Source organism: Isoptericola sp. GX10416 (genome assembly GCF_056590155.1).
Genome location: NZ_JBWPVO010000012.1, coordinates 35,086 through 48,162 on the forward strand (window position 1 = coordinate 35,086; position 13,077 = coordinate 48,162).

The 13,077-nt window shown below is 71.5% G+C and carries 9 protein-coding genes and 1 tRNA gene; 6 read left to right on the top strand and 4 right to left on the bottom strand.

Going from position 1 to position 13,077, the window contains the following annotated elements:
• Window positions 1-15 precede the first annotated feature (15 nt).
• From ACWAT2_RS15835 to ACWAT2_RS15855, 5 genes are read left to right on the top strand one after another with little or no spacing between them, the layout of a single operon-like run.
• Window positions 16-447 carry a plasmid replication, integration and excision activator gene (locus tag ACWAT2_RS15835; protein ID WP_402376976.1) on the top strand — a complete coding sequence of 144 codons (432 nt, stop codon included), beginning with the start codon at window positions 16-18 and terminating at the stop codon, window positions 445-447.
• The gene (locus ACWAT2_RS15840; protein WP_402376979.1) at window positions 444-1,988 is read left to right on the top strand and encodes an FtsK/SpoIIIE domain-containing protein; all 1,545 of its coding nucleotides are present in this window, start codon (window positions 444-446) and stop codon (window positions 1,986-1,988) included. Before ACWAT2_RS15835 ends, ACWAT2_RS15840 begins: the two co-directional genes overlap by 4 nt.
• A 1-nt stretch (window position 1,989) precedes the next feature.
• The gene (locus ACWAT2_RS15845; protein WP_402376982.1) at window positions 1,990-3,783 is read left to right on the top strand and encodes a replication initiator; all 1,794 of its coding nucleotides are present in this window, start codon (window positions 1,990-1,992) and stop codon (window positions 3,781-3,783) included.
• A gap of 3 nt (window positions 3,784-3,786) precedes the next feature.
• Complete coding sequence (locus ACWAT2_RS15850) at window positions 3,787-4,995, top strand: tyrosine-type recombinase/integrase (protein ID WP_402376985.1); 1,209 nt, start codon at window positions 3,787-3,789, stop codon at window positions 4,993-4,995.
• 57 nt (window positions 4,996-5,052) lie between these two features.
• Window positions 5,053-5,715, top strand: coding sequence for a DUF2625 family protein (locus ACWAT2_RS15855; protein WP_402376988.1), 663 nt, complete (start codon window positions 5,053-5,055; stop codon window positions 5,713-5,715).
• A 135-nt stretch (window positions 5,716-5,850) separates the two neighbouring features.
• Here the strand turns inward: ACWAT2_RS15855 and ACWAT2_RS15860 are convergent.
• Window positions 5,851-5,939, bottom strand: a tRNA-Ser gene (locus tag ACWAT2_RS15860).
• A 185-nt stretch (window positions 5,940-6,124) separates the two neighbouring features.
• A complete protein-coding gene (locus ACWAT2_RS15865; protein WP_402376991.1) occupies window positions 6,125-7,879 on the bottom strand; it encodes a glycosyl hydrolase family 18 protein in 1,755 nt (584 codons plus the stop codon).
• Window positions 7,880-8,121: 242 nt separating this feature from the next.
• Here ACWAT2_RS15865 and ACWAT2_RS15870 point away from each other — a divergent pair, with 242 nt between their 5' ends.
• Window positions 8,122-8,796, top strand: a complete 675-nt coding sequence (locus tag ACWAT2_RS15870; RefSeq protein ID WP_402376993.1) for a PAS and ANTAR domain-containing protein — start codon at window positions 8,122-8,124, stop codon at window positions 8,794-8,796.
• Between the two features lie 41 nt (window positions 8,797-8,837).
• Here the strand turns inward: ACWAT2_RS15870 and ACWAT2_RS15875 are convergent, their stop codons facing one another.
• Entirely contained in the window at window positions 8,838-9,080 is a 243-nt protein-coding gene (locus ACWAT2_RS15875; protein WP_402376996.1) for a hypothetical protein, read from the bottom strand.
• A 233-nt stretch (window positions 9,081-9,313) separates the two neighbouring features.
• A complete protein-coding gene (locus tag ACWAT2_RS15880; protein WP_402376999.1) occupies window positions 9,314-13,072 on the bottom strand; it encodes a hypothetical protein in 3,759 nt (1,252 codons plus the stop codon).
• Between the last annotated feature and the right edge of the window lie 5 nt (window positions 13,073-13,077).

Sequence of the window (13,077 nt, forward strand, 5' to 3'; positions counted from 1 at the left end):
CGAAGGAGCTAGGACATGGCACTGAAGCAGCGCTTCCAGATCGAGCACACCACGGCGTTCCCCAAGGGCGCGTTCCTGCGCGGGGAGGTCGAGCCGGTGGCGGACTTCAACGCCGCGGCCGGCCCCGACGGCTCCCGCCCCCAGCAGCTCGACAAGGAGACCGGCCTGCCCCTGTGGCAGTGCGTGGTCATCGACGGCGACGAGGACGCCGGCCGCAAGGACATCGGCGTCACGGTGAAGTTCGTGGCCAAGCACCAGCCCGTCCCGCCGGAGAACAAGTCCGGGCTTCCGTGGACGCCCGTGGAGTTCGTCGGCCTCATGGCCCTGCCGTACGTCGACGACAACGGCATGCGGCCCCGCATCGCCTGGTCGTTCCGCGCCTCGGAGATGGTGACCCCGGGTCAGGCGGGTCAGGGCGCCAAGACCACCGCGAAGGCCGCGGCGTGATCACCGCTCGCGCGTGGCAGGCGGTCCGCCGGGTGTTCTCAGCCCTGTGGCTGGCACTCCGGTGGACCGCCCGCGGGTGGTGGTGGCTCACCGCGTCGGTGTTCTTCTACGGCGTGCTGAGCCTCATGGGACACGACCTCCTGAGCGTCGTGATCCTCTTCTCCGTCCCGGCCTGGAACCTCACCCAGGCATTCTGGGCGGTGTTCAGCCCGATGACGTACGAGCCGCTGCTCGGTGGTCCGCTGCGGCGGTTCTCCTGGCGTCGCCACGTCCGCCGCAACTGGCTCGACCTCGCCATCGCCTGCGGGCTGGCAAGCGCCGTCGTGCTGGACCGTCGAGTTGTCCCACGGCTGCTGCGGGTCCGCGCTCGGGGCAACACGTTGCGGGTCCGGGTGCGGGCTCGCGCCGGGCAGACGCTCGACGATCTCCGCAGGGCCGTACCCGCGATCGAGACGGCGTTGGAAGCCGAGAGCTCGACCAGCCAGCGGGTTCGGCCCCGCGTCCTCGACATCGTGCTGACGATGGCCGATCTGCTCGACCAGCCGCTCTACGCGAGCATCCCCCAGGTCGTCGACCCGCACGGCGTGGACCTCGGCCGCAACCAGGACGGCTCGCGGTGGCGGCTCACTCTGCGGGGGCGGCAGACGCTCGTGGTCGGCTGCTCGGGGTCCGGCAAGGGCTCGGTGTTCTGGGGCATCGCCGGCAATCTCGCCCCGGCGGTGGAGGCGCGGCTGGTCCGGCTGTGGGGCATCGACCTCAAGGGCGGGATCGAGATCGGCATGGGTGACGGCGTCTTCCACCGGGTCGCCACCGACGAGGACCAGGCCGTCGAGGCCCTGCGCGACCTGCTCGCCGTCGTCGACCGCCGCCAGCGGCTGATGTACGGCCGCACGCGGGACTTCGAACCGATGCCGGGCGACCCGGTGCACGTGCTGATGATCGACGAGCTCGCGGTGCTGACCGCCTACGCCTCCAAGAAGGTCCAGAGCGAGGCATCGGACCTGCTGCGGCGCATCCTCACCCAGGGGCGTGCGCTCGGCGTGGTCGTGGCCGCGTTCGTCCAAGACCCCCGCAAGGAGACGGTGGGCATGCGTGGGCTGTTCACGCAGACGGTCGCGCTGCGGCTGCGGTCGGCGTCCGAGACGACGATGGTGCTCGGCGAGGGGATGGCCGACGTCGCGCCGGCCCACCAGATCAGCCCGGCCCACCCGGGCACCGGCTACGTGGTGGCCGACGACGGTCACGTAGAGCGGGTGCGGGCGGACTTCTGGGAGGACACCTTCATCCGGATGGTGGCCGACACCTACCCGGCGCCCGACCGGCATCTGCCCGAGCTGGCATCACCGCAGGTGGACGAGGCTCCGACCTCTGCCCCGGAGGACGACGAGAACGTGGCTCCGGTCGACGTCTCGTCCGGCGCGGCGTCCGCCAACACCGGCGCGGCGCGGCCCGCGGGGAACGAACCCGCGCCGCGCCCTCGGAAGCCGCGCACGCCCCGTGCTGCTCACCAGCCTGCCGGGTCGGGGGCTCGCGGTGAGTGACGTGCATGCCGTCACGGGAGGGTTCCCGGGGTTCGGGCAGGACGCCCCGCTCGACCTCGGGGACCTCTCCCCCGCCGCCGTCGCCGGCATCACCGCCCGGCTGCGTGACCGCACCGTCGGCGCCTTCTCCGAGGCCGCGGCCCGCGTGGGCTTCTGCTCGCACCCGGTCCGGCTCAAGGGCTCGTCGACCACCATCGACGCCGCCACGGGCGAGGTCCTGGCCGAGTTCAGCTCCGCTGATGCTCCGCTCGGCGTCCTCTACCGGGCGTGCGGCAACCGCCGGGAGTCTGTCTGCCCCGCTTGCTCCCGGGTCTACGCCCGCGACACCTTCGAGATGATCCGCGCCGGGCTCCTGGGCGGCAAGACCGTCCCGGCCGAGGTGGCGGACAACCCGCTCGTCTTCGCGACGCTCACTGCGCCGTCGTTCGGGCACGTGCACGGCAACCGCTCCAAGAACGGCGGCGCCGGACGCTGCCGCCCCCACGGTCGAGGCACCTGCCCGCACGGCGTCCCGCGGTCCTGCACCGCACAGCACTCCGAGCACGACCCCGCCGTCGGAGGTCCGCTGTGCGACGCCTGCTACGACTGGAAGTCCGCCGTCGTGTGGCAGTGGCACGCCCCCGAGCTGTGGCGGCGGTTCACCATCGCGATGCGTCGCCAGGTCGCCGAAGCCCTGGGCGTGCGCGAATCGGCGCTGCGCGACGTCGCCTCGGTGCAGTTCGCGAAGGTCGCCGAGTACCAGGTGCGCGGTCTCGTGCACTTCCACGCCCTCATCCGCCTCGACGGACCCGACGGCGCTGGATCACCGGCTCCGCTTCCCGGCGCGGTGCTCGCCGAGGCGGTCCGGGATGCTGCGCGGGCGGTCTCGGTCACGGCCCCTCCGGTCGACGGTGCGGACGTCCCGCGCGTGCTGCGCTTCGGTCAGCAGCTCGACGTGCGGTGCGTGCGCTCTGGCGTGCCGGAGAACGACGAGGGCTCGGACGACCTGCGCCCTGAACAGGTGGCCGGCTACCTCGCGAAGTACTCGACCAAGGGCACCGGCACCGACCCGTCAGCCCCGCGACCGCACCACCGCCGTCTCATCCGTACCTGCCGGTGGCTCGCCGAGCGCGCCCGCACCGCCTGCCGCGGCCTCGCCGGCCCGGACCCTGAGGACGACGACGGGTGCGTCTGCGGTCAGTGCGTCGACAGCCCGTACCGGCTCCTGGCGAAGTGGGCTCACATGCTCGGCTTCCGCGGCCACTTCTCGAGCAAGTCACGCCGCTACTCGATCCCGCTCGGACGCCTGCGCCGGGCCCGCATGCGGTTCCAGCGGCTCAAGGCCGACGCCGACCGCGACGGCACGCCGATGGACACGCCGACCTCGAGGCCCGCCTGCTCGCCGACGACGAAGACACCACCCTCGTCGTCGGGCACTGGACGTACCAGGGCACCGGTTGGACGAACCCCGGTGACAAGGCCCTCGCCGACGCCGCTGCCGCGCGTGCCCGCGAGTACGCACAGTGGAAGGCGACCCGCACGGCATGACCGACAAGGACGAGGGACCAGAGCAACGGGAGGAAGCATCATGAGCACCACGAGCGTGACCCAGATCGACCGGACGACTCGCCGCCGACGTCTCATGACGCCGAGCGAGCTGGCCGAGTACCTGGGCGTGAGCCTGCACTGCGTGTACGCGTGGTCGAGCCGCGGCGGTGGGCCGAAGGTGGTCCACTTCGGCGCCCGGCTGCGCTACCGGCCCGACGACGTCGAGGCGTGGCTCGATCGCGTCACCGACGACCGTGCGGCGGGCTGACCGATGCCTCGCAAGCCCATCGAGCCCGGACGCTGGGGGCAGATTCGCCGCCGTGAGGTCTCCCCCGGCGTCTGGCGGGCGCAGGCGCTTTACCGCGACTTCACGGGCGTGCTGCACAAGTACGAGTCCCGTGGGCCGTCCGGTGCCGCCGCGCAGCGTCGCCTGGAGGACAAGCTGCACCGTGCGAGCACGGACGGCACGACCAGCGGTGGCGCCGCGATCACGCCGGAGTCCCGGATGACCGTCGTCTTCGACCAGTGGGTGTCAGAGAAGCGGGTCGAGGGGCAGATCACGCCGCAATCGCTCGCGACGTACCTCGGCGTGCTGGAGCGGGACCTACGCCCGGCGTTCGGCGCGCTGCGGGTGCGCGAGGTGACTCCGGTCGCGGTGAACCGCGTGCTCATGGCGCTGAGCGCGGCGCGGAAGTTCAACACCGCCCGGCAGGCCCGCAACGTGCTGTCGCAGGTCATGATGATGTGCGTCCGGTACGGGGCGGCACCGTTCAACCCTGTGCGTGACGCCGTGACGGTGCGCAAGCCGCGACGTGCCGAGGTCCGTGCGCTCGGGCTGGAGGACATCGCCCTGCTGCGCAAGGCCGTCCGGGAGTGGGAGGACCGTCCCGCGCTCCCCCGCGGTCGCCGGAACATCACGCTGCTGCCGCAGATCGTGGACACGATGCTCGGCACTGGCCTGCGGATCGGCGAGTGCCTGGCGCTGCGGGAGGCGGACCTCGACCTCGAAGCCCTGATCCCGACGCTTACCGTGACGGGCACCATCGTCCGGGTCGAGGGCCGGCTGCTGCGGCAGTCCAAACCCAAGTCGGACTCGTCGCGCCGGACGATCACCCTGCCGGACTTCGTCGCCGCGGCCATCACCGAGGCATTGGACCTCGGGCTCGACGGCGGACCGGACGACCTCGTGTTCCCGTCAACCAGCGCCACTCCACGCTCGCCGAGCCGGATCCGCGACCAGCTCCGCGACGCGCAAGCCGCCATCGGCACCAAGGTCACACCGCACGACTTCCGCCGCACCGTCGCCACCCAGGTCGCCAACTCGACCACCATCGCCAACGCGACCGCACTGCTTGGGCACGCCGACGAGGGCACTACGGTGCGGCACTACGTGAAGCGCACCCACGTCGCTCCGGATCTGCGCGTCGTCATCGACCAACTGATCACCCAGGCGACAGGAACGAAGGGTGGTGCCCCATGACTCACGCTGCGTGCGTCAAGTTCCGTTGCGCTGCTGACCAGGATCGATACTGGCGTCATGACTCTCCTGAGCGGTGCTCAGCTCGCCGACGTCGACGACCCTGCGTGGCCCAGGATCCTCGAGCTCGTCAGCGCCACACCTGGCACACGGACTCTGCGTATCTCAAGCGCCCAGGGCCTGCGCACGCTGGAATCACTTCAGGTCACAGCCAGGTCGACTCTCGGTGCCCTCGCCCTCAACTGTGGCGCGATCATCGCCGACCACGGGTGGTTCCGCCTACTAGGTGGCGGTGGAGAAGGTCTGCCGGACCTCGCAACGGCCAACCAGTTGACTCCCGGCACGAGCCCCGCGCCGCCCTCGTACATGGTGGTGGGGTACGACGCACTGGGCGGCCGCTTCGCGATCGATGGCGGCGGACTGGGCGTGGCGCCCGGGCAGGTCTGCTACTTCGGTCCGGACACGTTGCAATGGGACGGGCTCGGCGGTGGACACTCCGCCTTTGTGGAGGCGGTGATCAGCGGATCGATGGGCGAGACGTTCGCCGACCTCCGTTGGAGCACGTGGCAGCGCGACGTCGAGGCCCTTGCACCCGACCAGGGGATCAGTGCTTATCCGCCGCCCTTCAGCGAGGAAGGTCGCAATCTGGACGAGGTCTCGCGCCGTCCGGTACCTCTCTCGGAGCTCTTCGCCTTCTACGACGAAGCTTCGGCGCAGCTCTGACTGCTCGACACGTTCCCGGGGGCGCGTCCCGCCCCTCCGTCAACGTGGCCTGCGAGCAAAACGGAGTGAAAACGGAGTACGGGGAACGACGAAGGGCCCCACAGCCGCAGAATCTTGCGGGTGGGGCCCTTCGGGTGGCGGTAGCGGTGGGATTTGAACCCACGGTGGCTATGAACCACACAGCATTTCGAGTGCTGCACCTTCGGCCGCTCGGACACGCTACCTCGCCGGACGAACCGGCCCACCGAGGATACCGAACGCGGACAGATCTGCGAAATCTGCGACCCTGCGACGTCGGTCACCGTCACCCGTGCCGCGAAGTAGTACGCCCGGCGGTGGTGGAGTATCCGCGGGGCACTTCACCAGCACGGGAGGTACTACTTCGCGGCGCGGGTGGGGCGGTGCAGCCTCAGACGCAGGGCGCTCCCGCGTCCCACGCGCCGGTGACCGACGTGCCGGGCACCTCGCCGCGGGTCCACCACAGCGCGGCGTGGTTCACACCAGCGCGCGAGACCACGTCGCCGGACGCGTATGTCGCAGCCGGGTCGAACGCCTCCCCGCACTCTTCGGCGGCCACGGGGTGGTCGCCGTGCACGCCGACCTCCACCCACGGGCCCTTCGACGCCTTGGCGGCAGCGCCCGGCATCTTGCCGCGCGTCCACCACTTCGCCTCGTACTCGACGCCGTCGTGCGACACCACGTCGCCGGAGGTGTACACCCCGGAGGCGTACCAGGGCGCGGCCCCGTCACCGACGACGAGCGGTCCCGGTGCCGCAGCCCGGAAGGTGTCGGCGAGCGCGCCGCCGAGCTCGTTGCGGTAGTCGCCGGCGATGTCCCAGAAGTAGGCGCCGCCGAACCCGTTCTCCGCGAGCCACTCGGCCTTGGCGGTGACGGACCGCGGCGTGTCGAGGCTCCACCACTGGTCGCCGTCCCACCGGTAGGCGGCGACGGCCTCCTCGTCGTAGTTCTCCTCGCCGACGGTGCGCAGCTCGGAGTAGTTCTTCACGCCGAGCGCCCCGGCGGCCTGGGCACCTGGTGTCGGGTCGTCGACCCCTTCCCAGCCCTGGCCGTAGGCGGCGAGGCCGAGCACGATCTGCTCGTCCCGGTAGCCGGCCGCTCGGTAGGCGCCGAGCAGGCTGTCGGCCGCGAGACCCCAGTTCGCGTCCTGGTCCGGCGCGTCCGGCCAGGAGTACGGGTGCAGGTTCCCCTGGTGCCCGGTCCGGTCGGCGACCCAGGTGCCGTGGTAGTCGTAGCCCTGGATGTTGAGGAAGTCGACGACGGCGGCGAGTCGCGGGTCCACCCAGCCGCCGTCGGTGCGCGGGGCCCAGCCGGCCGGTGCGAACCCGGTCAGCAGGTAGTCCTCGCCGTCGGCGGCGGAGCGCTCGTCGAGCTCGGCGCGGAACAGCTCCATGAGGGCGAGGAAGTTCTCGCGGTCGGCCTCGGGGTTCGGCGAGGGGTGCTCGCCGGTCGCGGCCGGCCACTCCCAGTCGATGTCGAACCCGTCGAAGATGCCGGCGGCGACACCCTCGCCGCCCTGGTCGCCGACGACAGGCAGGTTGCCGTCGAGGTACACGTCGAGGCAGGACTCGACGAGCCGCGCGCGGCTCTCCGCCGTCGACGCGGCCTCGGAGAAGTTGTCCGACCAGGTCCAGCCGCCGAGCGAGACCATGATCTTCAGGTCGGGGTAGAGCTCCTTGAGCTTGCGGAGCTGGTTGAAGTTCCCGGCGAGCGCCTGCCCCTCGACGTCGGCGACACCGTCGACGGCGTCCTCGGCGCCGACGATCCGCAGATAGTCGTTCTCGGGGTCGCCCTCCGGCTGGCCTGGGTCGACGCCGTCGTCCGGGACGACGTCGTCGCTGATGTCGCACACCAGGTCGCTGGTGACGTTGCCGAAGGCGTAGGTGAGGTGGGTGAGGTCGGCGACGGCGCCGGTCTTCACGAGGTCGGCGACCTCGTAGTCGTGGGTGTCCCCGGTGCCCCAGGCAGGGAAGTAGCCGAGCGTCGTGTAGCCGTTGACGCCGTCGGCGTCGTGGGTGGAGCTCGCGTCGGGTGGTGCGGGGGCGGGCTTCGCCGCGGCTGCGGGCGCGGCGAGTGCCGCTGCGGTGAGTCCGGCGGCGGCGACGGTGGCGGTGAGGGTGGTCAGGACGGACGTGCGCTGTTTCATCGGGGAGCCTCGCTGCTTCCTCGGGATGCGACCGAACCCGGTTTGTTCGGTTCCCTGCACAATAGCGAGGCGTCGGCCGCAGCACCAGGGCCCGAGCCGCAAGAGCCTCCTTCGTGATGACTTTGTGAGAGCCGGGCACGGGACGACCGCTCGGACGGCAGGTCCGCTCCGGCGGGGATAACGTCGCGGTAACGACCCACCGCTGAGACCCAGCGACGGACCAACGGACAGAGGAGAGCGCGATGAACCCTTCACCGGGTAGCACCGAGCACCAGCCGCTCGAGAACGTCCTTGCCCTGGGTGACTGCACACCGACCGGCACCTACCGCGTCGACCTCACCACCCAGGAGTGGTGGTGGTCCGACGAGACCTACCGGATCCACGGGTTCGAGCCCGGCGAGGTGGTCCCGACCACGGCGATGGTCCTCGCCCACAAGCACCCCGCCGACCGTGAGCAGGTACGCCACGTGCTCGAGGACGCACGCCGCACCGGCGCCCCGTTCGCCTCGGTGCAACGCATCATCGACGCCCACGGCAAGAACCACGTGGTGTCGATCGTCGGCCGCGGCCGGACCGACGACCACGGCGACCTCGTCGACCTCGTCGGCTACGTGCTGGACCTCACCGGCAGCATCAAGCGCTTCGCGTCCGAGGAGGCGAACTTCTCGATCCGCGCCGCCGCCCAGAGCCGCCGCGACATCGAGCGGGCCAAGCTGCTCGTGAGCCTCGCGCTCGGCGTGGACGACGACGAGGCCTTCGCCCTGCTGCGCCGTCGCTCCAACGACTCGAACGTCCCGCTCCGGGCGCTCGCCGAGCGGCTGATGCGGCACGTGCGCACCGCCACCGTGCCCGGACAGCCCGTCGACCCGACGCGCGCCCTGCGCCACTTCGACGCGAGCCTCCGCACGGAGGGATGAGCCTCACCGCAGAGCGGCGAGCGGGCCGACGCGCGACGCCGTCAGGCGCCGACGCTGTCGGTCAGCTCGGCCCCGGTGCTGACCCGGGCGCAGTGGCTGCAGCAGAACGTCTCGTCGTCCACGTCGACGCCGTGCCCCAGCACCGCGCACCCGCAGTGGGCGCACCGCGGTGCCATCGCGTGGATGGCGCACTCGAACGAGTCGTAGACCCCGCTCGCGCCGTCGGCCTTGGTGATCGTGAAGGTGTGTGCGTACTCGTTGCCGCACATGTCGCAGGTTGCCATGTCGCCCCTCCGTCGATGAACGGGTCGGCCCGTGGCTGGACCAGTCGCGCGAGGTGCGACCGGTCCCCCGGGCTCGCCGGCCCCGCCCTTTCCACGCTAGGGCGAAACCGGCGAGCAGGCCACCGCGGCGCTCGAACTGCCGACGTCGGTAGTCCGTGCCCAGATCGGTAGTTCGCACTACCGACCTCGAGACGAATTACCGACGTCGGTAATTCGGGGGCAAGGGCTGGGCGTCAGCCGATCCCGAACAGGCGCTTCAGCCAGTCGATCAGACTGTCGACGACGTCGCCGAGCCAGCCGCCGTGACCGCCCCCGTGCCGCTCGTCGACCGTCACCGGCTCCGACGTCGCGACAGCAGGTTCGCCGCCGCCCGCGGGGACTGCCGTGACCTCGACGCTCAGCTCGTGCCCCACGTCGGCCTTCTTGACCCGGTAGTCCTGCTTCGTGCCCTTGCGGCCGATCGGCTCGCCGTCGCGCAGCCAGCGGTACGAGAACTCCGCGTCCGCGGACCACCGGCCCGGGTCGGCCGTCAGGCGCGAACCCTTGACCGCGTCACCCACGATCGAGGGCGCCACCGTGTTCTCCAGCGGCGTGGTGACCTCCGGCAGCAGCTCGATCTCGGTGGGTCCCGGGTTCGCCACGAGGCGCGCCCCGGTGTCCGACGGCGCCACGTCCGTGAGCTCGTACAGCCCGTTCATCTCGATCGAGCCGTCCGCCGCGATCTGCGGCACCGTGGCCGCGGAGTCGGTCGTGACGAACCAGTCCTCGCCGACCTCGGCCGGCCGCCCGTCGGAGGCGTCCGCCGTCGTGCCGTCGAAGTAGTTGGACGGGTCGGTCAGCAGCGACGTGTCGTCCTGGGCGAGGCCCAGCACGTCCGACGCCGCGGCCCGCCACGACAGCACCCCGGCAGCCTCGTACGCCGTCTCGCTCGCGTTCGTCTCGAGCCGGACGCCCCGCTCGTTGTCGACGGAGGTGACGCGGTCGAGCCGGATGTCCGGACCGGAGTTGGACGTCACGCCCGTGGCGAGGTTGTCGAAGGCGACCGCGTTGCGCAGCAGGTGGTCGCCCGGCATGGACTCACCGCCGAGCTTGAACCCGTTGCCCTCGCCCGTCCGCGTCGGGTCCGCCTCGAGCCACCCGTTGCTGTACGCCACCGAGTCCTCGACCACCACGGTGCCGATCGGGCCGGTGGTGGACTTGGCGAACAGGTCCCAGCCGTCGTCGATGTTGTGGTGGGCGATGTTGTACCGGAACACGTTGCCCTCGCCGACGGTGAGCTTGGCCGCGAACCCGTCGGCGTCGTTGCCGCCGTCGTCGGCATTGTTGTGCGACACCGAGGAGACCACCAGGTTGTGCGACGGCCACATCGACGGCGGCTCCGCGGACCGGCCCGAGATCTGGATGCCGGTGTCCCGGTTGTGGTGCGACTCGACACGCTCGACCACGTTGTGGTGCCCCTCGACGAGCATCGGCTTCTGCTTGTCCGCCGAACCCGTGATCTCGAGGTCGTGCACATGCCACCAGTCGCCGCGGATCACGAGGCCGCCGTCGGGCGACTCCGACAGGTCGAGCACCGCGCGGGTGCCCGGCTCCGACAGGATCGTGATCGGCGCGTCCTCGGTACCGTCCCGGCCGCGCTCGGCCACGACCGCGCGCTGCGGCGTGTAGGTGCCACCCGCCAGCACGATCTGCTGCCCGGGCTGGGCGAAGCCGACGGCCGTGTGCAGGTCGAGCGGGTCGGCCTGCGTGCCCGCACCGTCGGCCGAGCCGTCGGGCGCCACCCAGATCGACTCGCCCGGCTCGCCGTACGAGTCGACCGTGACCGTCAGGGGGACGTCGACCGGGTCGGTCGACTCGATCCGCTCGTACTCGCCGAGCTGCGGCTGCTCGGCGTCGGGCAGCAGCCGCGCGGTGAGTGCGTTCTCCCCCGGCGCGAGGTCGACGCTCACGAGCTCGCGCTCCCCCGGCGCCAGCTCGACGCCGTCGACGACGACGTCACCGGCGGCGTCGAGGATCTGGCCCTCGCCGTGCATGGTCGAGACGAGCGGCACGTCGATCTGGTCGTGGGGCGTGGTGGAGGTGACGTCGACCTGCAGGTCGGCCGGCACGTACTCGATCGGTCGCTCCTGCGCGGGCTCGTCGTCGTCCGGGTGGATCGTCGTGAGCTCCCAGTCGGTGACCGTGACCTGGATCTTGCGTGCCACGGCCATGCCGACGTAGAGCGCCTCGGGGTCCTGCTGGAGCAGCATCTCGGGGTCGTACTGGATGACCTCGATGTCCTCGCCGTCCGCACCGGCACCCTGCCAGATCGCGTGGAACCCGGTGTTGGACCTGCGCAGCGTCAGCTCGTAGACGTCGCCGTCGCCGAACTTCGGCCCGGTGGCGATCTCCGGCCGGTAGTCCGGGTCGAACACGACCGAGTCGCTCTGGTCACGCGACCCGGCGGTGTTGTCGTCGGTGGCGCCGGTGTAGCCGTGCACGAACCGGGCGCCCGGCATGCCGTTGACCACGTTCTCGGTGCCGTCGCCGAACCGCGTGAGCAGCGCGCCCGCCGAGTTGAAGTAGCGGTGCGGCGAGGACTCGGCGACCAGGTCGTCGACCGCCACGACGCCGAACCCGGACTGGTTGTCCTTCGCCGCCGAGTCGTCCACGTGGAACGTGGCGGTCAGCGTGAAGTTCTCGGTGGCCGGGTCGATCCTCGTGAAGTAGTACTGGAACCCGTCCTCGGACGTGGCGAGCTTGGTGGAGCTCGCGCGGGCGTCGAAGGTGATGGTCCCGTCGGCGTTCTCGACGATCTCGCCGCCGGAGCCGGCGTTCGATCCGACGTCTGCCGACTGCCAGCGCTCGACCGAGTCCGCCACGGTCACCTCGAAGGGCGCACCGGCGGCCTCGTCCGTGCCGCGCTGCGCGACGACGCGCACCTGGTAGGTCTGGCCGACGGTCAGCCCGGCGATCTCCGCGCTCGTGCCGGTCACGCCGTCGACGGCGGTGGTGAAGCCGGTGCCGTCGGTGCTGGTCTGCACGGCGTAGGTCGTGGCCTCGGGCGTGGCTCCCCACTCGACGGCGACGGTGCCCTGACCGCCGGAGACCGCCGTGGTGAGCGCGCCGGTGATCTCGGGGCCGACGAGCGGTAGCGAGAACTCGCCGGTGGTCGCCCGCTCGGAGACCAGCGGGTCGGCCTCGCCGGAGCGGGTCAGCCGCACCTCGACCTCGTAGGTGCCGGAGGCCGGTGGGGTCAGGGAGACGGTGCCGGACGTCCCCTGCGCCGCGGTGAAGTCGCGGTCCACGATCTCGCCGGCCGCGTCGTACAGCAGGGCGTGGGCGATGTCGCCGCCGTCGGTGCCGACCAACCCGCTGTAGGCGACGGCGAGCCGGGCCGGGTCCTGCGGGTCGGGCGTGACGCCGTCGACCACCGGTGCCGCGACGTCCGCCCAGGGCGCGCGGGCGACGTCGTCGTCCATGCCGAGCTGGGCGTAGTAGACGTTGACGCCCGAGGACGGCGAGGAGAGCCAGTAGGTCCCCGCGGCCGGCACCTCGAGGACCTCGGTGGCGACGGGCACGCCGGAGTCGTCGGCGAGGGCGGGGGCGGCGTCGACGACGGTCCACGACTCGTCGAAGAGCGCGAGCTCACGGTCGCTGCTGCCGCTGCCGGAACGGGCGTGGACGAGGACCTCGGTCGCCTCGTCCACCGTGAACCGCAGCGACCGGTGGTCGGCCGTGCCGGATCCGTTGAGCTTGAGCCGCTGGGTGTACTCGTCGCCGCGGTCGGAGGTACGGCTGCTGCCGTCGACGTCGACGTCCTTGCCCTCGGCGGCCTTGACGGTGAAGTCACCGGCGACGACGTCGCTCGTGTACTCCCCGGCGGTGAGGTCGTCGGCGCTGAACGCCGTCTCGGGGCCGGCGGCGACCGCCGCGACCGCCGGGCCGAAGGTGAGGGCCGCTGCCGCGACCACCGCCCACGACGCACGGAACCTGCTGCCTGTCGGTGTCATGGATC

Excerpts from the sequence above, each read along its gene's own strand:
- ACWAT2_RS15835 (WP_402376976.1), top strand. The coding sequence starts at position 16 with ATGGCACTGAAGCAGCGCTTCCAGATCGAGCACACCACGGCGTTCCCC.
- ACWAT2_RS15850 (WP_402376985.1), top strand. The coding sequence starts at position 3,787 with ATGCCTCGCAAGCCCATCGAGCCCGGACGCTGGGGGCAGATTCGCCGC.
- ACWAT2_RS15855 (WP_402376988.1), top strand. The coding sequence starts at position 5,053 with ATGACTCTCCTGAGCGGTGCTCAGCTCGCCGACGTCGACGACCCTGCG.
- ACWAT2_RS15865 (WP_402376991.1), bottom strand. The coding sequence starts at position 7,879 with ATGAAACAGCGCACGTCCGTCCTGACCACCCTCACCGCCACCGTCGCC.
- ACWAT2_RS15870 (WP_402376993.1), top strand. The coding sequence starts at position 8,122 with ATGAACCCTTCACCGGGTAGCACCGAGCACCAGCCGCTCGAGAACGTC.
- ACWAT2_RS15875 (WP_402376996.1), bottom strand. The coding sequence starts at position 9,080 with ATGGCAACCTGCGACATGTGCGGCAACGAGTACGCACACACCTTCACG.
- ACWAT2_RS15880 (WP_402376999.1), bottom strand. The coding sequence starts at position 13,072 with ATGACACCGACAGGCAGCAGGTTCCGTGCGTCGTGGGCGGTGGTCGCG.